Source organism: Micromonospora sp. M61 (genome assembly GCF_018070245.1).
GTDB lineage: Bacteria > Actinomycetota > Actinomycetes > Mycobacteriales > Micromonosporaceae > Micromonospora > Micromonospora zamorensis.
This window is the reverse complement of the sequence record NZ_JAGPYA010000031.1, coordinates 55945-82093: the sequence shown is the minus strand read 5'-3', so window position 1 is coordinate 82093 and position 26149 is coordinate 55945. Positions and strand designations below refer to the sequence as shown.

The 26149-nt window shown below is 70.5% G+C and carries 24 protein-coding genes; 12 read left to right on the top strand and 12 right to left on the bottom strand.

The window, feature by feature from the left end:
- The coding region (locus KBX34_RS19225; protein ID WP_210926121.1) for a glycerophosphodiester phosphodiesterase family protein at positions 1-822 on the top strand (822 nt) is incomplete at its 5' end.
- Between the two features lie 179 nt (positions 823-1001).
- Positions 1002-1379, top strand: a complete 378-nt coding sequence (locus tag KBX34_RS19220) for a hypothetical protein (RefSeq protein WP_088946929.1) — start codon at positions 1002-1004, stop codon at positions 1377-1379.
- A gap of 72 nt (positions 1380-1451) precedes the next feature.
- Here KBX34_RS19220 and KBX34_RS19215 read toward each other — a convergent pair whose 3' ends face one another.
- The 4 genes from KBX34_RS19215 to KBX34_RS19200 form a co-directional block, all read right to left on the bottom strand.
- Entirely contained in the window at positions 1452-2396 is a 945-nt protein-coding gene (locus KBX34_RS19215; RefSeq protein WP_210794279.1) for a sporulation protein, read from the bottom strand.
- 107 nt (positions 2397-2503) lie between these two features.
- Positions 2504-3520, bottom strand: a complete 1017-nt coding sequence (locus KBX34_RS19210) for a HEAT repeat domain-containing protein (RefSeq protein ID WP_210794278.1) — start codon at positions 3518-3520, stop codon at positions 2504-2506.
- Positions 3521-3664: 144 nt separating this feature from the next.
- Positions 3665-4441, bottom strand: a complete 777-nt coding sequence (locus KBX34_RS19205) for a DeoR/GlpR family DNA-binding transcription regulator (RefSeq protein ID WP_088946927.1) — start codon at positions 4439-4441, stop codon at positions 3665-3667.
- 37 nt (positions 4442-4478) lie between these two features.
- The gene (locus KBX34_RS19200; RefSeq protein ID WP_210926119.1) at positions 4479-6482 is read right to left on the bottom strand and encodes a beta-galactosidase; all 2004 of its coding nucleotides are present in this window, start codon (positions 6480-6482) and stop codon (positions 4479-4481) included.
- A 282-nt stretch (positions 6483-6764) separates the two neighbouring features.
- Between KBX34_RS19200 and KBX34_RS19195 the strand changes: the two genes are divergently transcribed.
- From KBX34_RS19195 to KBX34_RS19160, 8 genes are all read left to right on the top strand, one after another.
- On the top strand, positions 6765-8093 hold the full coding sequence (locus KBX34_RS19195; protein WP_088946925.1) for an ABC transporter substrate-binding protein: 1329 nt from the start codon (positions 6765-6767) through the stop codon (positions 8091-8093).
- Between the two features lie 21 nt (positions 8094-8114).
- Entirely contained in the window at positions 8115-9077 is a 963-nt protein-coding gene (locus KBX34_RS19190) for a carbohydrate ABC transporter permease (protein ID WP_088946924.1), read from the top strand.
- Positions 9074-9988 carry a carbohydrate ABC transporter permease gene (locus tag KBX34_RS19185; protein ID WP_210794276.1) on the top strand — a complete coding sequence of 305 codons (915 nt, stop codon included), beginning with the start codon at positions 9074-9076 and terminating at the stop codon, positions 9986-9988. Before KBX34_RS19190 ends, KBX34_RS19185 begins: the two co-directional genes overlap by 4 nt.
- Positions 9985-12120 carry an alpha-galactosidase gene (locus KBX34_RS19180; RefSeq protein ID WP_210926117.1) on the top strand — a complete coding sequence of 712 codons (2136 nt, stop codon included), beginning with the start codon at positions 9985-9987 and terminating at the stop codon, positions 12118-12120. Before KBX34_RS19185 ends, KBX34_RS19180 begins: the two co-directional genes overlap by 4 nt.
- A gap of 104 nt (positions 12121-12224) precedes the next feature.
- On the top strand, positions 12225-12626 hold the full coding sequence (locus KBX34_RS19175; RefSeq protein ID WP_210926115.1) for a YciI family protein: 402 nt from the start codon (positions 12225-12227) through the stop codon (positions 12624-12626).
- Between the two features lie 3 nt (positions 12627-12629).
- A complete protein-coding gene (locus tag KBX34_RS19170; RefSeq protein WP_210926129.1) occupies positions 12630-13892 on the top strand; it encodes an RNA polymerase sigma factor in 1263 nt (420 codons plus the stop codon).
- 182 nt (positions 13893-14074) lie between these two features.
- On the top strand, positions 14075-15244 hold the full coding sequence (locus KBX34_RS19165; protein WP_210926114.1) for a DDE-type integrase/transposase/recombinase: 1170 nt from the start codon (positions 14075-14077) through the stop codon (positions 15242-15244).
- A 334-nt stretch (positions 15245-15578) separates the two neighbouring features.
- Positions 15579-15899: a multidrug efflux SMR transporter gene (locus KBX34_RS19160; protein WP_099851579.1), complete on the top strand. Its 321-nt coding sequence runs from the start codon at positions 15579-15581 to the stop codon at positions 15897-15899.
- A 55-nt stretch (positions 15900-15954) separates the two neighbouring features.
- Here KBX34_RS19160 and KBX34_RS19155 read toward each other — a convergent pair whose 3' ends face one another.
- Positions 15955-17328 carry a cellulase family glycosylhydrolase gene (locus tag KBX34_RS19155; protein WP_210926112.1) on the bottom strand — a complete coding sequence of 458 codons (1374 nt, stop codon included), beginning with the start codon at positions 17326-17328 and terminating at the stop codon, positions 15955-15957.
- Positions 17329-17703: 375 nt separating this feature from the next.
- Between KBX34_RS19155 and KBX34_RS19150 the strand changes: the two genes are divergently transcribed.
- Together KBX34_RS19150 and KBX34_RS19145 are read left to right on the top strand one after the other, a co-directional pair.
- Positions 17704-18666 (top strand): TIGR03557 family F420-dependent LLM class oxidoreductase, encoded by a 963-nt coding sequence (locus tag KBX34_RS19150; protein ID WP_099851576.1) that lies wholly within the window; start codon positions 17704-17706, stop codon positions 18664-18666.
- Complete coding sequence (locus KBX34_RS19145; RefSeq protein WP_307871435.1) at positions 18663-19532, top strand: alpha/beta hydrolase; 870 nt, start codon at positions 18663-18665, stop codon at positions 19530-19532. The genes KBX34_RS19150 and KBX34_RS19145 overlap by 4 nt, the downstream gene beginning before the upstream one ends.
- A gap of 179 nt (positions 19533-19711) precedes the next feature.
- Here KBX34_RS19145 and KBX34_RS19140 read toward each other — a convergent pair whose 3' ends face one another.
- The 7 genes from KBX34_RS19140 to KBX34_RS19110 form a co-directional block, all read right to left on the bottom strand.
- Positions 19712-20689 carry a hypothetical protein gene (locus tag KBX34_RS19140; protein ID WP_210926110.1) on the bottom strand — a complete coding sequence of 326 codons (978 nt, stop codon included), beginning with the start codon at positions 20687-20689 and terminating at the stop codon, positions 19712-19714.
- 31 nt (positions 20690-20720) lie between these two features.
- Positions 20721-21542 carry an endonuclease/exonuclease/phosphatase family protein gene (locus tag KBX34_RS19135; protein ID WP_210926108.1) on the bottom strand — a complete coding sequence of 274 codons (822 nt, stop codon included), beginning with the start codon at positions 21540-21542 and terminating at the stop codon, positions 20721-20723.
- A gap of 8 nt (positions 21543-21550) precedes the next feature.
- On the bottom strand, positions 21551-23041 hold the full coding sequence (locus tag KBX34_RS19130) for a phosphatase PAP2 family protein (RefSeq protein WP_210926105.1): 1491 nt from the start codon (positions 23039-23041) through the stop codon (positions 21551-21553).
- A gap of 67 nt (positions 23042-23108) precedes the next feature.
- On the bottom strand, positions 23109-24110 hold the full coding sequence (locus KBX34_RS19125; protein WP_210794270.1) for a YihY/virulence factor BrkB family protein: 1002 nt from the start codon (positions 24108-24110) through the stop codon (positions 23109-23111).
- Positions 24103-25107 carry a diacylglycerol kinase family protein gene (locus tag KBX34_RS19120; protein WP_307871434.1) on the bottom strand — a complete coding sequence of 335 codons (1005 nt, stop codon included), beginning with the start codon at positions 25105-25107 and terminating at the stop codon, positions 24103-24105. Before KBX34_RS19120 ends, KBX34_RS19125 begins: the two co-directional genes overlap by 8 nt.
- Before the next feature lie 93 nt (positions 25108-25200).
- Positions 25201-25779: a Clp protease N-terminal domain-containing protein gene (locus KBX34_RS19115; protein ID WP_210794269.1), complete on the bottom strand. Its 579-nt coding sequence runs from the start codon at positions 25777-25779 to the stop codon at positions 25201-25203.
- A complete protein-coding gene (locus KBX34_RS19110) occupies positions 25779-26015 on the bottom strand; it encodes an HTH domain-containing protein (RefSeq protein ID WP_088946910.1) in 237 nt (78 codons plus the stop codon). The genes KBX34_RS19115 and KBX34_RS19110 overlap by 1 nt, the downstream gene beginning before the upstream one ends.
- Positions 26016-26149 lie beyond the last annotated feature (134 nt).

The window sequence follows — 26149 nt, the reverse complement described above, 5'->3', positions numbered from 1 at the left end:
TGCGTCGACACCGCCCCGGTGCGCCCGGGAGACCGGAAATTCCCGTACGTCGGCAAGCCGGTGCACGAGCTGACCCTGGCGCAGCTCAAGACCGTCGACTGCGGCACGAGGACGCTGCCCGAACTGCCCGCGCAGGTGCCCGCACCGGGTGCCCGGATCCCGACCCTGGACGAGGTCTTCGCCCTGGTGAAGGCGAGTGGTCGCACCGACATCGGAATGAACATCGAAACGAAGATCAGCCCGGTGGTGAACGACACCGAGCCGTACCGCAGCTTCACCCGCAAGCTCGTCGACGCCATCCAGCGCGCCGGCTTCACCAACCGGGCCACCATCCAGTCGTTCGACTGGCGCACCATCACGTACGCGCGGCAGCTCGACCGGCGGATCGGTACGGTCGCGCTGGTCTGGCAGTACGGCCCGGCCGAGTGCACGTCCCTCGCCGACGAGTGCTCGTTGCAGGCGGTGTACGGGAACCCGTCGGTGAAGAGCCCGTGGACCGGTGGACTGGACTGGTGGAAGCACCAGGACCTGGGCAAGCTGACCCGGGCCGCCGGTGCGGGCACGGTCTCGGCCAACTGGCAGGTGCACGACCCCAAGCAGGGCACTGTCGCCTCGGCGGACTGGTACCTGCGGGAGAACCCGGCGTACTTCCACGGACCGGACGTCCGGAGCCTTCAGACGCGGGACGACCTGAAGGTGATCCCGTACACCGTCGATGACGCCGCGGTCATGCAGCGGGTGATCGACCTCGGTGTCGACGGCATCATCACCGACGACCCCGACCTGTTGGTGAGCGTCGCGATCCGCAACGGCCTGCGCTGACACGCAGGCCCACCTGATCGCCGGCCGGATTTTTCCGGCCGGCGATCGGTGTTACCTGCTCCCGGGCCTCGGGTAGTCGGGGGTTGTCCCCGCCACGAAAGCGAACCGTGCCGTGGCCGAAACGCGGTAGCGGGGCGAGGGAATGCAGGTACGACTCATCGCATCCTGAGGAGGACCAGATGAGCACGCAGGCTGCTTCCACCCGGCCGATGAACCGGCCGATGAACGACCCGCAGAACCCCGCCTCGATGCGGGACATGCCCACCCAGCAGATGCCAGCCATGCGCGACGGACGTCGCAACGACATGCAGGCACCTGGTACGGAGACCAAGCAGGCGTTCAAGACCACCGAGTTCTGGATCTACCTGATCGCGGTGGCCGCCGTACTGGGCGCGTCGCAGGTCGTCGGAAAGAACTCCGCCGGGGTGGACATCTTCCGGGCCGACAACGCCTGGTTCCTGATCACCCTGCTGACGCTCGGCTACCTCGGTAGCCGGGGCCTGGCCAAGGCCGGCAGCAACTGGCGCAGCAGCGAGGAGCGCAAGGCCCGCCACTAAGCGGGTAGCGCGACCACAGCGCACGATGGCCTCCGGGAGAATCTCCCGGAGGCCATCGTCGTGTCTGGACGACTACTCGTCGCCGCCGAAGTCGCCGCCGAAGTCACCCTCGAACGCGTCCTCGATCATCTCGCCGGCGACCATGCCGCCCGCGACGCCGAGGGCCGCACCGGCCACCATGCCGCCCATCCCGTGCCCCCGGCTGTGGCCGTGGCTCGGGCCGTACTGGGAGCGGAGGCTGCCGTAGCGGGAGGTGGTCTCGCGCAGCCAGCCGTCGACGACCTGCGCCCAGTCCACCCGGTCGGCGTCGGTGTGCGACACCTGGTAGCGGCCGAAGGCGTCGTGCCCGGCGCTGAGGAACCCGCCGCGCTTGTCGCACTCCAGGATGACCTCCACGCCGCGCTGACTGGTCACGAAGGTCAACTCGGCCTCCCTGATCGTGCTCGCGTACTGCGGGGAGGCGAAGAACTCGATCTCCTGGTAGAACGGCAACGTCTGCTGGACACCACGGATGTGGCCCCGCTCCAGGTCGGCGTGCTTGAACCGGAAGCCGAGCCGCTGGAACGCCTCCAGGATCCGCTCGTGCACCGGCAACGGGTGCACGGCCACCTGGTCCAGGTCGCTCTTGTCGACGGCGCGGGCGATCGCCAGCTCGGTGCGCAGGCCCATCGTCATCCCGCGCAGGCGCTGGCCGTACACGTCGGTGATCGGGGTCTCCCACGGCACCGGCAGCTGGAACGGGATGGAGAGCTGCTGCTTCGGGGCGAGCTTGAGCGCTCCGCTGACCGCCATCCGGTGGAACTCCATCGTGCCCGCGTACTCGGTGTCGTGTCCTTCGACCTCGACCCGGGTGACCAGCCCGATGACCACCTGCTCGATGGCTGCCTCGGCGTCGCCGCCGACGAGGTTGACCTGCCCGTCGAGGGTCAGGCCGGGCCGGGTGTTGGGGTTGGTCAGCACGGTGTCCACACTGGGACCGCCGACACCGAACGCGCTCAACATCTTCTTGAAGACCATCGAAACTCCTGTGCGACGCCGACCGCTCCAGGCTGGAGTCGGACGTTGACTCGAACGGCACCCTATCCAGCACCCCTGTGAGGTGGCTGTGAAGCGTGCCAGCTCGATCAGCGCGTCACGCCGGCGATCACCAGTTTGACTGCACGAGCCGGGTCGTACCCGGCTCTGTTCAGCAACGCGTCCACGAAACAGCGGCCGGAGCCGTCGCCGATGTCGAGGAACAGGCCGAGATCGCACCGCTCGCCGAGGAGTGCGACCCGCAGATCGGGGCGGAGCAGGTGCAGCGTGGTCATGACCTGCCAGGCCGCCTCGTCGCGCTGGGCACGGCGCAGCGGGTCACACTCCAGCAGCGCCTCGGCGACACCCTCGGCGGTCGGGTCGAACCCGTCCAGCAGCGGCAGCAGCGACGGGTCCGCCAGGTAGGCGGCGGCCTGGAAGGTGTGTCTGTGGACGGCGTCCTGCGCGAGGAGTTCGCGTACCAGTGGAAGTGCCCGCGCGTCCCGCCGCCGCGCCAGCCCCCGGGCGCCCTCCTCCCGTACCCCCGGTTCGACGTCGCGGGTGCGGTCCCACAGCGCCCGCCGGACGTCATCGCCGTCGGCGGTGGTCGACCAGCCGAGGCCGAAGGTTGCCCACTCGCGCACGTCGGGGTCTGAGTCGGTGCACAGGGTTGTCAGCGCTGCCACTCCGACCTCCACCGGAGGATCGTCGAGCACCGCTGGCACTGCGACCGCGACATGGAACCGCACGTCGGCGTCGGGGCTGCCCGCCAGGGTGACCAGGGTCGGCAGCGCTCGGGCATCGAAGGTGTCGCCGAGGGCGCGCGCGATCGACCAGTGCACCTCGGGGTCGGGCTCGTTCGCCGCCAGCACGATCAGTGCGGTTGCCACGACCTCGCGTACGTCCATGTGTTGGCTGCTCGCGACGCCGAGCAGGTCGCACGCCGCCGCGCGCACCACAGGATCCGGATCGGCGAGTTTCCCGACGGCCAGCTCGACGGCCACCTCACCCGAGCTGGCGGCGTGGCCAAGCAGGTCAGACCCGTCGTCGGTGCCGACCGAACCGATCACCAGACGTAACCGCTCCACCGCCTGGTCGAACAACTCCGCCACCTCATGCGACTCCACGGCCGAATGCTGCCAGGCACGTCAACCGGCGGTGCGAGCTGATCGACTCGGGTTCCTGAAAACCGGGGCATCACCCCGAGCCGGACACCCCGACTTTCGTGAACCCGAGTCGATCAGGCCCGGACGACCCTGCCTGCGCGCGGCCTAGTCGGGTTCCACGATCACCAGCTCACCGACCTGCTCGCCGATCGCGGCACGCGCCTCCGCCGGCAGGCCGCGGTCGGTGATCAGCACGTCGGCGGCCTCCAGCGGGGCGATGGTGGCGATACCGATGATCTCCCACTTGGTGTGGTCGGCGAGCACCACGAGCCGACGCGCCGCGCCGATCAGGCAGCGGTTGACACCGGCCTCCAGCAGGTTCGGCGTGGTGAGCCCGGTGCGAGGGCTGAGCCCGTGCACACCGAGGAAGAGCAGGTCGACGTTGAGCGCGCTGATCGCCGCCTCGGCCACCGGCCCGGTCAACGCGTCCGACGGGGTGCGGATGCCACCGGTCAACACGACGGTCTGGTCCGCGCGCGGGTTCTGGTAGAGCGCGTCGGCCACCGGGATGGAGTTGGTCACCACGGTCAGCCCGCGTACGTCGGAGAGCAGGGTGGCCAGCGCGGCGGTGGTGGTGCCGGCGGAGAGCGCGATGGCCATCCCCGGCTCCACCATTCTTGCCGCGCGCTCGGCGATGGCCCGCTTCTCCGCCTGCTGGCGGATCGACTTCGCCGCGAAGCCTGGCTCCTCGGCCGAACCTGGCCCGGCGAGCGTCGCCCCGCCGTGCACCTTGTCCACCAGACCGCGCTCGGCCAGCACCTCCAGGTCGCGCCGGATCGTCATGTCGGAGACACCGAACCGGCTGACCAGGTGGCTGACGCGCACGCCGCCCCGTTGGCGGATCAGATCGAGGATGGCGGTCTGCCGCTGCTGGGCGAGCATCTGGGGAACCTCCTTCGTGCCGTGGCTGTCGCCGGGGTCAGGCCGGGTCGTCGGCCCGATCCTCCCGGACGACCGCCACCTCACCGGCCGGCAGGGTCAGCTCACCGGCGCAGTGCGCCCCGGTCAGCAACTCCGTGCCGCGCACCGGGAGCCGCACCTCGGCATCGGTGTGGTTGATGACGAACAGCCAGCTCCGGTCGCCGTCGCGTCGACGGACAACCTCCACACCGGACGGTGCCGACGCGGCCGGGCGGACACCGGCCTCGTCGACGAGTCGGGCGACCAACCGGTCGGTGGCCGGCTCGTCCAGCCGGGTGCCGACGTACCAGGCGGCGCCGTCGCCGACCCGGTGGCGGGTCAGCGCCGGCACACCCGGCAAGGGCCCATCGGTGTACGACGCCAGCACCTCGGCGCCCTCGGGGTGCAGCCACTCGGTCCACACGTCCGCGGTGCTCCCGTCGTCGAGCCGGACCTGTTCGCCCTCCCGCAGCGGGAAGAACTCCTCGGTCCGTACGCCGAGCAGCTCACGGAACGCGCCCGGGTAACCGCCCAGCCGGATGTGGTCGTTCGCGTCGACGATGCCGCTGAAGTAGGTGACGGCGGCGGTGCCACCGCCCTCGACGTAGCGGTGCAGCGCCTCGACGTCGGCGTCCCGCACCAGGTAGAGGGTCGGTGCCAGGACCAGTCGGTAGCCGCTGAGGTCCGCCGACGGGTGGACGATGTCGGCGGTCACGCCGGCCCGCCACAGCGCCCCGTGGAGGGCGCTCAGCCGGTCGGCGTAGGTGACGTCGGCGCTGGGGTGTGAATCCAACTCGACCGCCCACCACGCGTCCCAGTCGAACAGGACCGCCACCTCGGCGTCCACCCGACTGCCGCGCACCTCGGCCAGCGCCTTCAGGTCCGCGCCGAGCTGGCAGACCTCGCGGAACACCTTGGTGTCCGGCCCGGCGTGCGGCACCAGCGCGGAGTGGAACTTCTCGGCGCCGGCCCGGGAGGCGCGCCACTGGAAGAACAGCACGCCGTCCGCGCCCCGGGCGACGTGCGCCAGGCTGTTGCGGCGCAGCTGTCCGGGAAGTTTGGCCACGTTGCGCGGCTGCCAGTTGACCGCGCTGGTGGAGTGCTCCATGAGCAGCCACGGATCACCGCCGGCGACGCCCCGGGTGTGGTCGGCGGCGAGCGCCAGCCCGAGATGTCCCTGCGGGTCGGCGGCGGTCAGGTAGTGGTCGTTGGAGACGAGGTCCACGTCGTCGGCCCAGGAGTGGTAGTCCATGTGCTTGACGCCCATGCCGATCATGAAGTTGGTGGTGACCGGCTGCTGAACCAACGTCCGCAGCACCTCCCGTTCGGCGCGCAGCTGGGCGCGCTGCTCGTCGGAGGAGAAGCGCAGGAAGTCGAGTTGCTGCGTGGGGTTGGCGAAGGTCGGCGCGGTACGCGGCGGGTTGATCTCGGCCCAGTCGCCGTAGCGCTGGCTCCAGAACGCGGTGCCCCAGGCGTCGTTGAGCTGGTCCAGGTCGCCGTAGCGCGCCCGCAGCCAGCCGCGGAACGCTTCGGCGCTGACGTCGCAGTAGCAGTGCACGTTGTGGCAGCCCAACTCGTTGGAGATGTGCCACATCACCACGGCCGGGTGCTCGGCGTACCGGCCGGCGACCGCTCGCACCAGCTCCAGCGACCGTTCCCGGAACACCGGCGAGCTGGGGCAGTACGCCTGTCGTCCGCCGGGCCAGAGGATCGCGCCGTCGGCGCGGCGGGGCAACGTCTCCGGGTGCGCGCGGGCCAGCCACGGCGGTGGGCTGGCGGTGGCGGTGGCGAGGTCGACCTGGATGCCGCCGTCGTGCAGCAGGTCCAGCACCCGGTCCAACCATCCGAACTCGAACCGGCCCGGTGTGGGCTCCAGCAGGGCCCAGGAGAAGATGCCGACCGAGACCAGGTTGACCCCGGCCCGGCGCATCAGCTCGATGTCCTCGGACCAGGTCTGCTGGGGCCACTGCTCGGGGTTGTAGTCGCCGCCGAAATAGATGCCGTCACCCTGCCATCGCCGCATGAGAGCTGAGGGTGCACCGGCCCGGACACGCAAGTCAACAGGTTCCAACATGGATTTTTTTCCAACGTTTACCTCGTAACAGCCATGTCACAACTGGGTTAGCGGAGGCGGAACGCCCTCTTGACAGCGCCCGTCGGAGCGGTACTTTGAGCCCCCAATGGCCGTTCGTGTTCGTCAATGTGGGTTCTCGGTGAATCCCGATCGCTGACCACGGCGGCCGCTCTGCCTTCACCACCCTGATGACCCTTGGGCGTAGCACCTCTTCACCCGCAGGAGGCACAGATGTCCCGTCCCCAATCCCAAGCCGAGTACCTGGCTCGGCTCGTACCACCCTCGGTCGCCGGCCTCAACCGACGCTCGCTGCTGGCCGGCGCTGCCGGCACCGGCGCGCTGCTCGGCACCGGCCTGCTCGCCGGTTGCGGCGACGACTCCGGTTCCGGGTCGGACTCGAAGGACGTGTCAGTCGGCTCGAACCAGTCCGACCCGAAGCCCAAGGACGTCACCGCCAAGGTCATGGACGGGTTCAAGACCGCGTCCGGCATCACGCCGGCGATCAACACGGTCGACCACAACACGTACCAGGAGAACATCAACAACTACCTGCAGGGCAAGCCGGACGACGTCTACATGTGGTTCGCCGGCTACCGGATGCGCTTCTTCGCCGCCAAGGGCCTGGCCAGCGACATCAGTGACGTGTGGGGCAAACTCTCCGGCTTCTCCGACGCCTTCAAGAAAGCGTCCACCGGGGACGACGACAAGCAGTACTTCGTACCCTCGTCGTACTACCCGTGGGCGATGTTCTACCGCAAGTCGGTGTGGCAGCAGTACGGCTACCAGGTGCCCACGACCCTGGACCAGCTCACCGCGCTCAGCGCGCAGATGAAGAGGGACGGCCTCACCCCGATCGCGTTCGCCGACAAGGACGGCTGGCCGGCGATGGGCACCTTCGACATCCTCAACCTGCGGATCAACGGCTACCAGTTCCACATCGACCTGATGGCCGGCAAGGAGGCCTGGACCTCCGACAAGGTCAAGAAGGTCTTCGACACCTGGGCTGGTCTGCTCCCCCTGCACCAGCCGGACAGCCTCGGCCGCACCTGGCAGGAGGCGGCGCAGTCGCTTCAGCAGAAGAAGAGCGGCATGTACCTGCTCGGCCTCTTCGTCGGCCAGCAGTTCAGCAACGAGGAGCAGAGCGACCTCGACTTCTTCACCTTCCCGGAGATCGACCCGGCGATCGGGGCCAAGGCGCTGGACGCGCCGATCGACGGCTACATGATGGCCCGCAAGCCCAAGAACGAGGCCAACGCCAGAAAACTGCTGGAGTACGTGGGCGGCAAGGACGCCGCGAACATCACGGTGAAGAACGACCCGGCCACCCTCGTCGCCAACAGCAGCGCCGACGTCAGCGGCTACACCGCGTTGCAGAAGAAGGCCGCCGAGCTGGTCGGCTCGGCCACCGAGATCGCCCAGTTCCTCGACCGTGACACCCGGCCGGACTTCGCCTCGACGGTGATCATCCCGGCGATCCAGCAGTTCATCAAGAACCCCAAGGACATCAGCGGGCTCACCTCGTCCATCGAGAACCAGAAAAAGTCGATCTTCACTGACTGACGGCGGAAAGGGGAGGACATCGTGTCCGACCTGCCCCTGATCCAAGCGGATCGCGCCGTGCCGCCGCCGGCCGCGACCACCTCCACGGGTGGTCGTGGCCGTCGTCGGCGGCTACGGCTCCTGTCCCGCACCGACCGCGTGGTCATCACGCTGATGGTGCTCGTCCCGCTGCTGCTCGTCACCGGGTTCGTCTGGCTGCCGGCGGCGGCCACCGTGCTGCTCTCCGGCACCAACTGGGACGGCATCGGCCCCCTCAACGAAATCGAGTTCATCGGCGCCCGCAACTACAGCGACGTGGTGAACAACTATCCGCCGTTCGTGCCGGCGGTCCAGCACAACCTGCTGTGGTTGGCGGTCCTGTTCGTGATCGCCACTCCGTTCGGCATGTTCCTGGCCGTCCTGCTCGACAAGGAGCTGAAAGGCAGCCGCTTCTACCAGACCGCGCTCTACCTGCCGGTGGTGCTCTCGCTGGCGCTCATCGGCTTCGTGTGGCAGCTGCTGTACTCCCGCGACCAGGGCCTGATCAACGCGGTGTTCGGCAGCAACGTCGACTGGTACGGCGACTCCAGCGTCAACATCTGGGCGGTCATGGTCGCCTCCGGCTGGCGGCACGTCGGGTACATCATGCTGCTCTACCTGGCCGGGCTGAAGGGCGTCGACCCGTCGTTGCGGGAGGCCGCGGCGGTCGACGGCGCCTCGGAGAGCCGCACCTTCTTCCGGGTCGTCTTCCCGGTGCTGCGGCCGATCAACATCATCGTGCTGGTGGTGACGGTGATCGAGTCGCTGCGCGCGTTCGATTTGGTCTGGGTGGTCAACAAGGGCCGCAACGGGTTGGAGCTGATCTCGGCGCTGGTCACCCAGAACGTGGTGGGTGAGGCGAGCCGGATCGGGTTCGGCTCGGCGCTGGCGACGATCATGCTGATCGTCTCGCTGGTCTTCATCACCATCTACCTGGCGACCGTGATGAGGGAGAACCGGGAATGAGCACCGCGACCGTCACCCGGCCCACCGAGGGCGAGCCCGAGGCGCCGGCGCGCCGCCGCAAGCTGACCCCGCTGCGGCTGTTGCTGCACGGCTTCCTCATCGTCGTCGCACTGGCCTGGCTCTTCCCGATCGCCTGGGCGGTGCTGACCTCTCTGCGCTCGTACGACTACACCGCCGCCAACGGCTACGTCTCGTTCGGCGGCTGGACCTTCGACAACTACGTCACCGCCTGGCAGACGGCGGAGTTCGGCCAGCACTTCCTCAACTCGGTCTACATCACCGTGCCGGCCGTGCTGCTGACCCTCTTCCTCGCCTCCTGCGTGGCGTTCGTGATCGCCCGGTTCAGTTGGAAGCTCAACATCGTGCTGCTCGGGGTGTTCACCGCGGCCAACCTGCTGCCCCAGCAGGCGCTGCTCATCCCACTGTTCCGGGTGTTCACCGAGGTGCCACTGCCGGAGTTCATGAGCGACTCGGAGCTGCTGTACGACAGCTACTGGGGCCTGATCCTGATCAACGTCGCCTTCCAGTGTGGATTCTGCGTCTTCGTGCTCAGCAACTACATGAAGGCGCTACCGCGCGACCTGTACGAGGCGGCGATGGTCGACGGGGCGAGCATCTGGCGGCAGTACTGGCAGGTCACCATGCCGCTGTGCCGGCCGGCCCTGGCCGCGCTGGCGACCCTTGAGGTGACCTGGATCTACAACGAGTTCTTCTGGGCCACCGTCCTGATGCGCACCGGCGACAAGTTCCCGGTGACCAGCTCACTGAACAACCTGCGCGGCGAGTTCTTCACCGACAACAACCTGGTCTCGGCGGGCAGCGTGCTCGTCGCGATCCCCACCCTGGTGATCTTCTTTATGCTCCAGCGGCACTTCGTCCGGGGCCTGACCTTGGGAGCCTCAAAGGGATGACGATCCTGCACCTGCGCCGCGCGCGGACCAGTTTGGTGCTCGACGCGCGCGGCCCGGGGCTGCCCCGGGTCGTGCACTGGGGCGGCGACGTCGGCGACCTCGACGACGACGGCCTGCGCGAGCTCGTGGACGCGACAGTGCCGCCGGTGGTGCCGAGCAGCTTCGACGAGCCGCCCGTGCTGTCGCTGCTGCCGGAAGCGAGTGCGGGCTGGAGTGGCCGGCCGGGGCTGGCCGGGCACCGCGACGGACGGGACTGGTCCACCTCCTTCCGCCTCGACAGGTTGGACGTGCGCGACGACGGGCCCGGCGCGGCGCTGCTGACCGTGCGGGCGTCGGACCCGGCCGCAGGGCTGACCCTGACCAGCGAGATCATGCTCGACCCGCACGGCCTGCTGACCGTTCGGCACCGGCTGCGCAACGACGGCGACACGGCCTACGAGCTACGGGAGCTGACCCCGGTGCTGCCGGTGCCGGCGGTCGCCACCGAGCTGCTCGACCTGACCGGCCGGTGGTGCCGGGAGCGGTCCCCGCAGCGGCACCGGTGGCAGCAGGGCGCCTGGGTGCGCGAGGGTCGACACGGTCGCACCGGTCACGACGCCACACTGCTGCTGGTGGCGGGCACCGCCGGGTTCGGCTTCGGCCACGGCGAGGTGTGGGGGGTGCACACCGCGTGGAGCGGCGACCACGTCACCTTCGCCGAGCGCCGGCCCACCGGCGAGTCGACCCTCGGTGGCGGCGAGCTGCTCACCCCCGGTGAGATCCGGCTCGGCCCCGGCGAGTCGTACGAGTCTCCGTTGCTCTACGCGGTCTGGTCCGACACCGGGCTGGACGGGCTCAGCGACGTGCTGCACACGCACCTGCGGGCCCGGCCCGGGCACCCGCGCTCCCCCCGCCCGGTGACCCTCAACGTCTGGGAGGCGGTCTACTTCGACCACGACCTGGACCGTCTGCGGGCCCTCGCCGACCGGGCCGCGCAGATTGGCGTGGAGCGGTTCGTGCTCGACGACGGTTGGTTCCGCGGTCGGCGCGACGACACCGCCGGCCTCGGCGACTGGTACGTCGACGAGGGCGTCTGGCCCGACGGCCTGCAACCGCTGATCGACCACGTGACCGGTCGGGGCCTTCAGTTCGGTCTCTGGGTGGAACCGGAGATGGTCAACCCCGACTCCGACCTGTTCCGCGCGCACTCCGACTGGCTGCTGGCCGTACCGGGGCGACTGCCGCCGTCCTGGCGCAACCAGCAGGTGCTCGACCTGGGCCGCCCGGAGGCGTACGACCACGTGCGGGACCGGCTCCACGCGCTGCTCACCGAACACCCCGGCATCAGCTATCTCAAGTGGGACCAGAACCGGGACCTCACCGAGGCCGGGCACCACGGCCACCCGGGGGTGCACGGGCAGACCCTTGCGGTCTACCGGCTCTTCGACGAGTTGCGCAGCCTCCACCCGGATCTGGAGATCGAGAGCTGTTCGTCCGGCGGGGCCCGGGTGGACCTGGCCATCCTGGCGCGCACCGACCGGGTCTGGGCCAGCGACTGCAACGACGCCCTGGAACGGCTCAGCATCCAGCGCTGGACCGGCCTGCTGCTGCCGCCGGAGCTGATCGGCACGCACATCGGCCCGCAACGCTCGCACACCACCAACCGCGTGCACGACCTCGGATTCCGGGCGGCCACCGCACTCTTCGGCCACCACGGCATCGAGTGGGACATCGCCTCGATCAGCACCGACGAGCAGACCGAACTGGCTGCCTGGGTGGCACTGCACAAGCGGCTGCGCCCGCTGCTGCACGCCGGCCGGGTAGTCCGGGTCGACCACCCCGACCCGGCCGTCTGGGCGCACGGCGTCATCGACCACGACGGCACCCGAGCGGTGTACGCGGTGGCGCGGCTGGCCACCTCCGCGACGCCGTACCCCGGCCCCGTCCGGCTGCCGGGCCTGGACCCGGACCGCCGTTACCGGGTGCGGCCGGCATCCGACGTGCCGGCGCCGGCGACCATCGACCGGTCCGCACCGGGCCGGCTCGCGGGCGGCGTCGTCCTGAGCGGGGCGGCACTGGCCCGGATGGGTGTCCAACTGCCCGCGCTGCACCCGGAGCAGAGCCTGGTGCTGGAGGTCGACGCCGTCGACTGAAAAGATTCTGGAGATTCTTCGGGCGGGGTGTCGAGAACGGCTCTGGCTGCTTCTACCTCAGGGTGAGAGCACCGAGGATGGTGCGTAGCTGTGAGGAGCAAACCATGAAGTACATGCTGCTGATGCAGTTCAGCGCCGCCGGGACCGACTTCCCGAGCATCGACACCTGGACCCCGGCGGAGGTCCAGGCGCACATCGCGTTCATGGGCGAGGTCAACGAGAAGCTCACCGCCGCCGGGGAGTGGGTCGACGGGCAGGGCCTCGGCGGCCCGCAGCAGGCCCAGATCGTCCGCGCCGGGGAGGGCGGCACGCCGGTGGTCACCGAGGGGCCGTTCGCCGAGACGAAGGAGTTCCTCGCCGGCTTCTGGATCGTGGACTGCGACAGCCCGCAGCGGGCGGTGGAGCTGGCCGCGCACATCTCCACCGCGCCCGGCCCCGGCGGACGGCCGCTGAACATGCCGATCGAGGTGCACCCGGTGATGTCCGCCCCACCGCAGGAGCTGTGAACGCTGGCCACCGATCCCCACGTCGAGGACCTGCTGCGCGAGCTGGCGCCGCAGGTCCTCGGCGTGCTCGCCCGTCGTTTCGGTGACTTCGCCACCGCCGAGGACGCGGTGCAGGAGGCACTGCTGGCCGCTGCAACCCAGTGGCCGGTCGATGGGCTGCCGGCGAATCCACGGGGGTGGCTGATCCAGGTCGGTTACCGCCGGATGATCGAGCTGATCCGGGGCGAACAGGCCCGGCGCCGACGGGAGGACCTGGTAGCCCGTCGGGACCCGGACGACCAGCGGTACGCACCCGCCGCCGACGACGAGTTGACCGCCGAGCGGGACGACACCCTGGTCCTGCTCTTCCTCTGCTGCCACCCGGCGCTCGCCCCGACGTCGGCCGTGGCGCTGACCCTGCGCGCCGTCGGCGGACTGAGCACCGCCGAGATCGCCCGCGCGTTCCTGGTGCCCGAGGCGACCATGGCCCAGCGGATCAGCCGTGCCAAGCAGCGCATCCGCGCGTCCGGGCTGTCGTTCCGGATGCCCGAGCCGGAGGAGCGGTCCGACCGACTGGCGGCCGTACGGCAGGTGCTCTACCTGGTCTTCACCGAGGGGCACACCAGCACCACCGGCCCGGACCTGCGCCGGATCGACCTCGCGGCCGAGGCGATCCGGCTGACCCGCGCACTGCACGCGTTGCTGCCCGACGACAGCGAGTCGGCCGGTCTACTGGCGTTGATGCTGCTCACCGAGGCGCGCGGCCCGGCACGGACCGGGCCGTCCGGCGAGCTGATCTCACTGGCCGACCAGGATCGCGGCCGTTGGGACGCGACGGCGATCGCCGAGGGCGTCGCCCTCGTCACCCGGGCGTTGCCGCGTGGGCCGGTCGGCCCGTACCAGGTACAGGCCGCCATCGCCGCCCTGCACGACGAGGCAACGAGCACCGAGCAGACCGACTGGCCGCAGATCCTGGCGCTCTACGAGGTGCTGGAACGGCTCGTCGGCAGCCCGGTGGTGGCACTCAACCGGGCCGTGGCAACGGCCATGGTGCACGGGCCGGCAGCGGGTCTCGCCGCCCTCGACGCCCTGGCCGACGACCCCCGGTTGGCCGGGCACCACCGGCTGCCCGCCGCCCGCGCCCACCTGCACGAGATGGCCGGTGACCGCGAGCAGGCGATCGTCGACTACCGGGCCGCCGCCGCGCGGACGAGCAGCCTGCCCGAGCAGCGCTATCTCACCATGCGAGCGGCCCGGCTCGCCGCCGAGTCCGTCGATCTCCCGTAACGACAGGGATCAACTCGTCCCGCGCGGCGTGATCCAGGCAGCTTCACCCGCCACAGTGGGCAATCTTGGACAGTTTCCGTTAGCGCGGAACTATTCAGTCCCATGACATCTGTCAGTGTTGAAGTCCCGATACATGTGTCACTTGGTAGGGATCTTGGGCGTGCTGGTAGATGGTGCCTGGCATGGCTTCTCGGCGGCGTGTCATGAACCTGCTCGATGCCCAGTTGGCTGCTGGGGTGCGGGTCAACGCGGCTGAGTTCGCGCGCGAGCATGGTGTGTCGGTCCGTACCGTGTACCGGCATCAGGCGCGGATCCGGGACGTGGGCGAATGGCAGGAGCGGTCCCGGCGGCCGCGTAGCAGTCCGCGGGTGACGCCACCGGAGCTGGATGCGTGGATCTGCAAGCTGCGCGTCGAACTCGGCCTGGACAACGGGGCCGACTTCATCCACGACGCCCTGATCGAGCTGCACAACGCCACTGCTCCGGCGTGGCTGGTGCCCTCGAGGTCGACGATCAACCGGGTCCTGGGCCGGCATGACCTGCTCGAACGCAACCCGGCGAAACGGCCGCGCAGCTCGTTTCGACGCTTCGTCTACGCCCGGCCCCGGGACTGCTACCAGATCGACGCCACGAACGTCCGGCTCGCCGACGGCAGCCTCGCCGCGGTCTTCGACGTCCTGGACGACTGCACCCGAACCCTCGTCGGCTGTCACACGACGACCGCGGAGACCGCCGAAGGCGCCGTCACCGCGGTCAGGCAGGCGTTCACCGAGTACGGGGCCCCGGCGATCGTGTTATCCGACAACGGCACCGCGTTCACCAGCCGACTAACCCGGCCCGGATCGATCTCCACGTTCGTCCAGTACCTCCTGCAACACAATGTCCGGCCGATCAACTCCAGCCCCTACCACCCGCAGACCTGCGGCAAGGTCGAACGCCACCACCAAACCCTCAAGAAATGGCTGAGTACCCAGCCCACCCCCACCACCTGCCCCGAACTGCAGAACCTGCTAGACGCCTACCGCCGCTACTACAACACCGAACGACGCCACAGCGCCCTACCGCGACGCGCCACCCCCGCCCAGGCCTGGACAGACGCGCCCAGCCTCGGCGGGCCGACCAGCCTGCCCAGGCAAACCGACGCCACCCTGCACCGCTGCCTCGTAGGCAGCACCGGCGCCATCACCGTCGCCGGGCACCGCACCAGCGTCGGCACCACCCACGCCGGCGCCACCGTCACCGCCATCCGCGACCAAAACCGAATCACCATCTACAACCGCGACGGACAACCCCTCGGCCACTTCCACCTCAACCCCGACCGGACCTACATCAGCCTCACCCGAGCAGCCTGATCAACAACTCATGACACATCTATCGGGACTTCCCCTTGACACATGTCTCGGGACACGACAGTTAGCGCGGAACGGAAAGTGTCCAAGATCTACCCTGCCAGCCCTGCCCCCAGCCCTGTCGCGGACCCCAGCGCGAGGAAACGGCCCAGGGCGGCGGCGTGACCGACGACGGCGCAGCCCGCAGCGGTGGGCGGCGGGGATGCCACACGGACGCCACGCGACGGTTGGCTTGACATCAACCTGAGGTGGGGCGGGTCAGCGGGGCAAGGACAGCGCCGGCACTAGCCTGGGCGACGACGACGGGTTCATCTACCACGAAGGACCAAGGGGACGCATGGCGTACGTGCTGCTGGGGATTGCCATTCTCGCCGAGGTGGTGGCGACCAGCCTGATCAAGAGCACCGCCGGGTTCAGTCGGCTCTGGCCGACGGTGGCGTGTCTCGGTGGCTACGCGCTGGCGTTCCTCCTGCTGGCCCAGGCCGTCAAGGAGATCCCGGTGGGCGTCGCGTACGCCCTCTGGTCGGGTCTGGGCACCGCGGCCATCGTGGCGATCGGGGCGGTGTTCCTGGGTGAGTCGGTGGGGCTCGCCAAGCTCACCGGCATCGCGCTGATCATCGCCGGGGTGGTCATCGTGAACCTGACCGGGGAGCACTGACCAGGACGGTTCCCGGTGGCCGGGTCCGACACGGACCCAGCCACCGGTGCGACGGTCAGCTCGCCGTGCAGCTCACCGCCGGCAGGCTGTTGGTGCCGGTCCAGCCGCCGATGAATCCGAAGGTGGTGCTGGCACCGGCGGCCAGTCGGCCGTTGTAGTCCACGTTGCGGGCGGTCACGGTGGCCCCGCTGCTGGTCACTGTCGCGCTCCAGGTCTGGCTGACGCTCTGGCCGTTGGCGAACGTCCACCGGGTGGTCCAGCCCGTGATCGCGGCGCTGCCGGCGGTCACCCGCACCTCACCCTGGAAGCCGCCCTGCCACTGGCCGGTCACCGTGTAGGTCGCCGTGCAGCCACCCGCAGGTGGAGGCGTGGTCGGGGGCGGCGTGGTCGGGGGCGGCGTGGTCGGGGGCGGCGTCGTGGGCGGCGGGGTGGTCGGCGGCAAACTGCTGAAGACGCTGGCCTCCCGGGCCGTTTGCCGGATGCCGTTGGCGCCGTTGAAGAGCCGCTGACCCCAGGTGGTCAGGTTGGCCGGGTTGAACGAGGTGGCCAGGTCGAGATATTCCACGCCGCCGCCGTTGCCACTCCACGACCAACCGAGCCAGCCGATCCCGTTCGCCTGGCTGTAGGCGAGGATGGTGTCCTCGTCCGGGTCACCGTCGGAGTGGTTGAAGCCGAACTCACCGACCACGATGGGCAGCCCCGCGGAACGGAAGCGGCCCAGATAGTCGCTGATCTCCGCGGCGGTGTCGAAGACCCCGTACATGTGGATGGAGAAGACGGTGTTGCGGGCCGGGTCCGCGGCGAAGACCGACGCGGCGTTGTCGCGCATGGTGAACGACCAGTCCTGTCCCCAGTTCGGCGCGTCCACCATGATCGTGTGGGTCAGCCCGCCGGCACGCAGGCGCTTGATCGCGTTGGCGTTGTCGGTGGCCCAGGAAGCGTAGTTCTGATTGCCGTACGGCTCGTTGCCGATGTTGACGATCACGAATCGTTCCTGGCCGGCGAGGACGTCGGCGAGACTGAGCCAGTAGTCGACGGCGCGGTCGAGAGTGATGGCACCGCTCTGTTCGCCGTACCCGGTGGTGTCGTGCACCTCCAGCACGCAGATCAGCCGGTTGCCCTTGCACGTCGAGATGACGTTGGCGACGTCGGCGTTGGTGTTGCGCGTCCACCGGTCGCCGCTGGAGAGCACCACCCGCACAGTGTTCGCGCCGAGCGCCTTGACGTCGGCGAACGAGCTGGTCTGCTGCGGATACCAGGTGTGGGCGTGGTTGACGCCGCGCATGACGAATTCGGTGCCGTTGGCGTCGTACAACCTGCCGTTCGCGACGGAGAAACCAGCCGCGGCGTGCGCCGGCTGGCCGAATGCCAGCACGGCGACGAGCAGCGCGAGCAGGGCCGCCGCGACGGCGGAGAGTCGAGTCTTCATGGCCTTCCTCAGGGAGGACCCCCGGTGCCCGACAGGGGTGGGACGTGACAGGGGAAGGCGGCTGCAGCCCGGCAGCCGCGCCCGGATCCCGGCGCGCAGGCATCAGCGTAGGACGATGGGTTGGCCACCGCAACCGGTTCAGTTGGCAGGCTCCGAGCCCAGACAGCCGCAACGGCCCACGCGAACGCGGGCCGTCACGGGGCGATCATCCCCACCACAGGATGTGCGCCACAGCCGGCTCTTAACCGGTTAAGAGCGACGGTAGGCAGGTCGCCGCGATCCGTCAAGCAGCACCGGCGTCGAACCGGACGGGAGGGTTGACGGCCGCCGACCTGGGTATCCCGGGAATGATCCGTCGGTGAAAGGGGATACAGGATGGTCAGCGTCGGTTACACCCTGATGGGCGAGCAGGCCGGTCCCAAGCAACTGGTGGACCACGCGGTACGCGCCGAGGCCGCCGGATTCGACCAGCTCGTGATGTCCGACCACTACTACCCCTGGCTGGATTCGCAGGGCCACTCGCCGTACGCCTGGTCGGTGCTCGGCGCGGTCGCCCACGCCACCTCCCGCGCGGAGCTGATGTCCTTCGTGACCTGCCCGATCCGCCGCTACCACCCGGCCGTCGTGGCGCAGAAGGCCAGCACGATCGGCGCGCTCTCCGACGGCCGGTTCACCCTCGGCCTCGGTGCGGGCGAGAACCTGAACGAGCACGTGGTCGGCGGGTGGCCGCACGTGCAGCAACGCCACGAGATGTTCGAGGAGGCGTTGCAGATCATCCGGCCGTTGCTCAACGGGGAGACGCTGACCTTCTCCGGCAACCACTTCGACGTGCCCGACGCCTACATCTGGGACCGGCCGGAGCGGCCGGTGCCGATGGCCGTCGCCGCGTCCGGTCGACAGTCCGCGACGCTGGCCGCCGAGTACGGCAACGGCATCATCTCCACCGAACCCGACCGGCACATCATCGAGATGTACGACGACGCCGGCGGCGCCGGTCAGCCCCGCTACGGACAGGTGGCCATCTGCTACGGCCCCGACGAGGCGGAGTGTCGCAAGATCGTGCACGACCAGTTCCGCTGGTTCGGGATGGGTTGGAAGGTCAACGCCGACCTGCCCGGGCCGGACTCCTTCGCCGCCGCCACCCAGTTCGTCCGGGAGGAGGACGTCGCCGAGGGCGTCCCCTGCGGCCCGGACGTGGACGCGCACGTGGAGGCGTTCCGCAAGTTCGTCGACGCCGGCTTCACCCACGTGGCGATCATCCAGGTCGGTGGGGAGACCCAGCCCATGTTCCTCGACTGGGCGCAGGAGCAGTTGCTGCCCCGGTTGCGCGAGCTGTGAACCCGACCGGTGAGTCGGAGGAGTCGACCCGTCTGACGCCCGCAGGCCGGTTCGGCCCGGCCGAGCTGCGGCTCGCCATGGCCGCTCCCCGGTCGGCCTCCGGGCTGACCAGCGAGTGGCGGCTCGTCGACGGACTGCGCACCCACACCCGGCGCGGGGCCGACCCGGGCACCGGGGCGCCTCCCGTGGTGCTGCTGCACGGCCTGGCGGTCTCGCACCGGTACCTCACCGCGCTGGCCGTCGCGCTCTCCCCCACCCACCCGGTGTACGTGCCGGACCTGCCCGGCTTCGGGCTGAGCGAGCACCCCCAGGGCGCGTACGACGTGGCCGCTCACGCCGAGCACGTGGCCGCCTGGCTGGCCGCGTACCGGTTGCCGCCGGTCTGCCTGCTCGGTCACTCGTTCGGCGCGGAGGTGGCCGCCGCGCTCGCCGCGAACCACCCGGACGCGGTACGCGCTCTGGTGTTGGCCGGACCGACCAGTGACCCGTCCGCACGGTCCCGCACGGCCCTGTTCGGCCGGTGGCTGGTGGACTGCCTGCGCGAAGCGCCGTTGCAGGCGCCGATCCTGGTCCGGGACGTCTGGAACGCCCGGCCCTGGCGGGTCTTCGCGACGCTGTCGCACTCGGTGCACAACGCGATCGAGGCGGACCTCGTCCGCGTCACCGCGCCCACTCTCGTCGTGACCGGTGCGCGCGACCCGGTCGTACCGGCGCCGTGGCGGGACGAGGCCGCCCGGCTGGTGCCGGACGCCGACCTGGTGGTCGTCCCCGGCGCCGCGCACAACGTGGTCACGACGGCCCCGACGCAGGTGGCGGACGCGTGCCGCCGCCTGCTCACCCCTCATCCCGCACTCCTGGACAGGTGACGCTCATGCGCTTCGGCAACGTGGAGATCCGCCCGCTCGGTGGTGGCCTCGGCTGCCTCCTGATGATCCTCTTCTCGATCCTCGCCTCGGTGGTGCTCACCGTCCTGCTCAACCTGGTGCTCTGAGGCGTCCGCGCCTCGGCGCTGCCACTGTCAGCGGCGTCGCTCGGCGCGTGACGGTCAGCGGCGCAGGCCCAGGGCGCTGAGCACCTCCCGGTAGGCCAACCGGGCCGGGTCGAGCACCGCGCGGCGGATCCAGCGGGCCACCGGTACGACGGTGGCCCGCCAGGCCACCCCGAGCCCGTGCGCCACCGGCACGACAGTCACCGACCAGACCCACCGGACACCCCGCAGCAGCGGGAGCACAGTGTGCCGCCACACCCAGCGCAGCCCACGCCCGAGCGGGCTCAGCAGCAGGCGGTGGAGCAGCCGCAGCACCCGTCCGGCCGCCCGCCACGCGCCCACCACCGCGGCGACGACCAGCCGGCCGAACCCCACGGCGACCCACCAGATCCCCCGGACCAACCCGACGATCGCGGCGCGCACCGCCCCGGCCAGCACGCCGACGCCCCGCCACAGCAACCGTCCGACGGGGGTGAGCGCCACGCCCAGCCAGCGCAGCGGCGGCAGGACCAGTCGTTCGACGAGCCAGACCAGCGGCGCCCAGACTAGCGTGGCGACAACCCAGGCGATGCCGTACGCCAGCCACACCAGCGGTTGCCAGATCAGGGTGCGGGCTGCCCATGCGAGACCTCGCCCCAGCCAGACCAGCGGGAGCCAGACGAGGGTCAGGGCCACCCAGCGCAACGGAAGCCAGAGAAGGTTGCGGGCGCACCAGACCAGCGGGACCCAGAGGAGTCGGTGCAGCGCCCAGGACAGCGGGGACAGCAGCCACCGGTGCAGGAACCGGCCGACGGGGCTGAGCAGGCTCCGGTACATCAGCCGGCCGGCAGCCGCGATCAGCTCCCAGAGCAGGCGTACCGGCAGCACCACGACCAGCGCCACACCCCGCGCGACGGCCGCGACGAGCGGGAGCGCGACGGCGGCCGGCTCTGCCGTGTCCACAACCGACGGTGTCGGACGCACCACCGTTGGTGCGCCACGGTTTTCGCTCGGCGGCCCGGGCAGCGGCGAGTGGGCGATGGGACGGTCGGTCACGGTGGGCACGGTAACCGGTCCGTGCCAGGCCTCAGGTGTCGGTTGCGGCCGGGCCGAGGTCGAGCGTGGTCAGCAGCGGATAGTGGTCCGAGGCGGTGTCCGCCGTCGCGCCCCGGATCACCCGGCACTCCCCCGCCCGCTGCGCCACCGCCCGGGTGCCGAGCAGGTAGTCCAGCCGCATACCGGCGAACTCGGCCCCGCCGAACCGGGTCGGAACGGTGTGGCCGTCAGCCTCCGGTGCCCCGACGTTGCACGACGGCCACAGGTCGACCAGGTCGGCGGCGAGCAGCCGGGCAATCGCGCGGGTGTCCACGGCGCCACCGCGCCGGCGCAGGTGCCGCCGCCGGTAGAGGGCGGGCATGCCGGCCAGTTGAGCGGTGTGGTCGACAGTCGGGTCGAGCGAGTTGAGGTCACCGGCGATCAGCGCCAACTGCCCGGGGGTACGCCGCAGCGCGGCGACCAGCCAGTCGACCTCCATCCGCCGCCGTCCCCCCGAATACGGGTAGAGGTGCGTGCCGAACACGGTGAACGGGCCGGCGGAGGTGGCCACCACGACCCGGGCCGCGCCGTGGTGGAACGGCCGCCGCAGCGTCCCCGCGTCGACGACCCGGTACGGAGGCCGGACCAGCACCGCCACCGGCTGCCCGAAGCAGGACCGGGCCAGGTGGGGTGTCATCCCCACCCGGCCCGCCACTGTGGCCATCAGCCCGTCACGGTCGAAGCCGCGCAGCTCCTGGAGGGCCAGCACATCAGGTGCCTGCTCGTTGACGACCTGGACCACCTGATCCAGCCGGCCGGGGCCGCCACGATCCTGACCGCCGGTGCGGATGTTCCACGTCATCACCCGCAGCACGGCGGCGCTCAGTCGGCTCGGCCGGCCCGCGCCAGCTCGTCGTCGAGGGTGTCCACGTCCTCCGACTCGATGGCCGGCTGGTTGCCTTCCTTGAGGTCGGCGTTGGGGCGGACGACGAGGTAGAGCAGCCCGATCCAGAGCGCGGAGAGCAGGATCGCGCCCATGAAGTCGGTGGGGTGGTGCATGCCCCGGTACATCCGGGAGGTGGCCACCCCGACCGGCATGATCACGGCCACCGCCACGAAGATCCAACGCCACCAACGGTCGGTACGCGGGAACACGATGAGGGTGATCGCCAGCCAGACGCAGATCGTGGCCGCGATGTGCCCGGACGGGAACGACGAGGTGGGCATCTGCCCGTCGAGGTTCTCCACGGCCGGGCGGGGCCGGTCGACAGCCCGCGCCGACGCGAGGAACAGGGTCAGCTCGCCCACCATCGCCAGCGCCACGAACAGCACCGGCCGCCAGCGTCGCCACACCGCCAGCACCAGCGGGCAGAACACCAGCGAGATCAGCAGGATCGCGTGGGTGTCACCGAACTTGCTCCACCACCAGCTCACATCGGTCAGCACGTCGGTGTGCCGCTCGGCGAACCAGCGCGGCACGTCGGTGTCGAGGGTGTCGAAGAAGGTGCCCTTGGCGTGGTAGCTGACGTACGTGCCGAAGCCGTACAACGCCCCGAACACGAGCACCCAGCCGACCAGCAGCTCGGCCACCGCCGAGCGGGGGTGGGCCAGCACGCGCTCCTCGTCGGGGGCGGCGGCGATGTCGTGCCCCGCCTCCGGCTCCAGGCCCTCGCTCAACGGCGGCACCGGTCGCCCGCGCTCGCGCCGCCACAGCTGGAAGGCGTACGCGGTGACGCCCAGCCAGGCGGCGCCGAGCAGCCAGCCGGCCAGCACGTCGGAGATGAAGTGCACGCCCAGCGCGATCCGGGTCAGACCGATCAGTGCCACCAGCACGCCGACCCCGACGATCACCGGCTTGCGCCAGCGCGGCGCCATCGCCGGAAGGAACACCAGCAGCAGAGCCCCGTACGCGACGAACGAGCCGAGCGCGTGCCCGCTGGGAAAGCTGTTGCCCGGGGCGCTGGCGATCGGCACGTCCACGACCGGGCGGAGCCGGCCGACCAGCGTCTTCAGCGACGGGTCGAGGATCAGACCACCGACCCCGGTGATGATCAGATAGACGGCGAGTCGGGGCTGGCGCCGGATCAGCAGCCCGACCACGGCGATGGTGACCAACCAGATGAGGATCGGTCGGCCGCCCAGGTCGGTCACCGCCTGCAGGACGGTGACGAGTGCGTGGTGCGGGGCGACGAGCCCGTTGAACCATTCGGCGACGGCGTGGTCGGCGTCCTGCAGAGGACTCCACCGCACCCGGACGAGCATCAACAGCAGCCCGAAGGCCACCCCGGCGCCGGTGACGGCCACCAGGCCGGCGATGCTCCGTTCGGCGAAATGACCGATCGGACGCCGTGCCACCTCTTTGACCGCGGTCACCCCGCACCTCCCTTGTTGTCTGGCGAGGCGCTTTACCCGATCTGCGTCACCCGTACACGCCGGGCAGCTAGAGCGCGGTCATGTCCCCGGTGTCGACCAGCTCGGCCCGGTCCGCCTCGGGCTCCCACAGGTCCGGTTGGGCGGGCTCCCGCACACCGATGCGCAGCGCCTCCAACTGGGCGGCGAAGGCCAGCCCTCCGAAGAGGGCCATCCCGGTCAGGTTGGCCCAGAGCAGCAACGCCATCATGCCGGTCAACGCGCCGTAGGTCTGCCCGAAATCGTCACTGAACCGCACGTACGCGGCGAGCAGCAGGCTGGCCAGCCACCACAGGGCCGTGGCGATGCCGGCGCCGAAGAACAGCCAGGAGAGGCCGGGCTGGTTGCGGCGTGGCGCCTGCCGGAACAGCACGGCAACGGCGAGGACGGTCAGCCCGAGGCTCAGCGGGAAGCGGACCACGTTCCAGATGCCGGTGGCGACCTCACCCCACTCGTAGTGCTCACGTACCGAGTCGCCAATCGCGCCGCCGCCGACCAGGATCAGGAAGCCGGCGAGCGCGGGCAGACCGGCGGTGACGGCCAGCACGGCGGCGCGGAGGTATTTCCGCAGCGCCGGGCGGTCCCGTTCGACCCCGTAGATGCGGTTGGCGCCCCGCTCGATCTGGGCCATCGTGGTGGTCAGCGCGAACAGGCCGGTGAGCAGACCGAGGGTGAGTGCCAGCTCCCCGGCGTCCTCCACCCTTTCGCCCTCGCCGAGCAGCTCGCCGACCATCTGCGCGCTCTGGCCGGGGGTGACCGCCAGGACGGTGTCGGCGACCACCTGGCCGCCCTCCTGGACACCCAGCTCGCTGATCAGGCCGGTGAGGGCGATCAGGAAGGGCACCACGGCGAGGCACAGCTGCAGCGCGAAGGCCCGGGAGTGGCTGAACCCGTCGCCGTAGCGGAAGCGGATGAAGGCGTCGCGCAGCAGGTGCCAGCCGCCCTCGCGACGCAGTGTGTGCCAGGCGTCGTCGGCGGACAGCTCCTCGTCTGCCATCAGCCGGGTCTCCGGCACGATCCGAGTGCTACTCACGGCGCGCTTCCTCGATCAGCTGCTCGCCCCGCTCCCCTGCGCCCTGCGCGTCGACGGCCAGGTCGGGGGCGTCCTCGGGCTGGGGGACGCAGAGCCAGAGCGCCTGAGGGCGAACCTCGGCGTGCAGTTGCCGGCCGGGCGTGATGAGGTCGCCGTCCAGCTCCCGGGGCTGGGCACGGTTGCTGGTGACCACGACACGCCGACCCCGGTAGACCTCCATCCGCGGCACCTGGCCGCTGCGGCGGATCACCGCCCAGCCGAGCGCGAGCCAGTGCCGCAGGCTGCGCGGGGTGAGCACTGCGACGTCCAACCAGCCGTCGTCCGGCTCCGCCTCGGTGAGCAGGCGAACACCGCCCTGGAGTCGGCCCACGTTGGCGATCAGGACCGAGCGGGCCCGGCGGCGCAGCGGCGGACGGTCGTCGATGCGGATCTGCACCCGCATCGGCCGGTCCCGCAGGTGCCGGGCGGCACCCACCACGTACGCGGGCCAGCCGATGCGGGCCTTGGTGGTCTCGTTGGTGGCCTCGAGCATCTGGGCGTCGAAGCCCATGCCGGCCATCACCGTGAAGTATTTGTCCTCGACCGCGCCAACGTCGAGCAGCCGTCGGCCCCGCTCGACGGCGACCTGCAACCCGGCGGCCAGGTCGGTGGAGAGGCCAAGGTTGGCGGCGAGCAGGTTGCCGGTGCCCTGCGGCAGCACGGCGAGGGCCACGTCGGTGCCGACCAGACCGCTGACGCAGGACATCACGGTGCCGTCGCCACCGCAGGCGAAGACCAGGTCGACACCGTCCTTGACGGCCTGCTCGGTCTGACCGCGGCCCGGGTCGTCGACTGTCGTCTCGAACCACTGCGGCGCGGGCCAGCCAGCCGCCGCCAGGGCGTCGTCGACGGTGCGGCGCAACTCGTCGAGATCGTCGACCTTCACGGGGTTGACCACCACGGCGGAGCGCAGCCCGCCGTCGCCGCCCGAGGGCCGCCTGTCCTGTCCAGGATCCACGGCGTCAGTGTGCAGCACCCGGACGGCTTCAGCGACCCGGCGACCGGCCCGCGTCGGAAGTGCCACAGACAGGTTTCAACGCGACCGCCCCCATCAGGCGGCCGCCCGTAGCGCGGCCTCCACCCGGCGGCGCAGATCGTCGAGGTCAACTCCGGCTTCGGTGAGCACCAGAGCGCCCAGCCCGTGGCCCTCCCGGAGCACCCCGAGCAGGATGTGCTCGGTGCCGATGTGGCGGTGGCGCAGCCGCAGGGCTTCCCGCAGCGACAACTCCAGCACCTTCTTGGACCGGGGTGAGAATGGGCCGCCGAGGAACCGCTTGCGCCCCCAGCGACGGCGCGGCGCCGGCACGGCCTCGCGCAGCGCGTCCGGGCCGAAGGACTGCTCGATGCGGGCCACGATTGCGGCCAGGTCGATGCCGATCTCCCGCAGGGCCGCCGCGTCCGCGTCGCCGAGGCCCGCGCCACCGGTGGCGGTGTGCCGGCGGACGCGCTCGCGCAGGTCGTCGGCGCGCACGCCCGCGTCGGCGAGCACCCGGCTGGCCAGGCCCGCGTCGTCGGCGAGCAGGGCGAGCAGCAGGTGCTCGGTGCCGACCGGGCGCTGGCCCTCGGCCCGTGCCTCCTCCAGCGCCCGGCGCACCACGTCGCGCGCCCGGTCGGTGAACCGTTCGAACATCACGCCTCCCAGGATGGGTTGACCGCCGGTCGCCCGGCGTGCTTCTTGTGCACCGCCTGCCGGCTGACCTCGAGCGCGTCGGCGATCTCCTGCCAGGACCAGCCCTGTCGACGGGCGTTGTCCACCTGGACCACCTCGAGCCGCTCGAGCAGCCGGCGCAGCGCGCGGACGGCGCGCAGCCCGACCCGGGGGTCGGTGCTGCCGGCTGCCGCCGCGAGTTCTGTCGCCTGACTCATGCCGTCAACATACGTTGACAGCGCCACCATTGTCAACTCTGGTTGACGGACGACGGTGACGTAACGAGAACCGCCCCGCCGCCGAACCCATCCGACTAGCCTCGGTCAGGACAGGCTGGTCGTGCCGGGCGCGA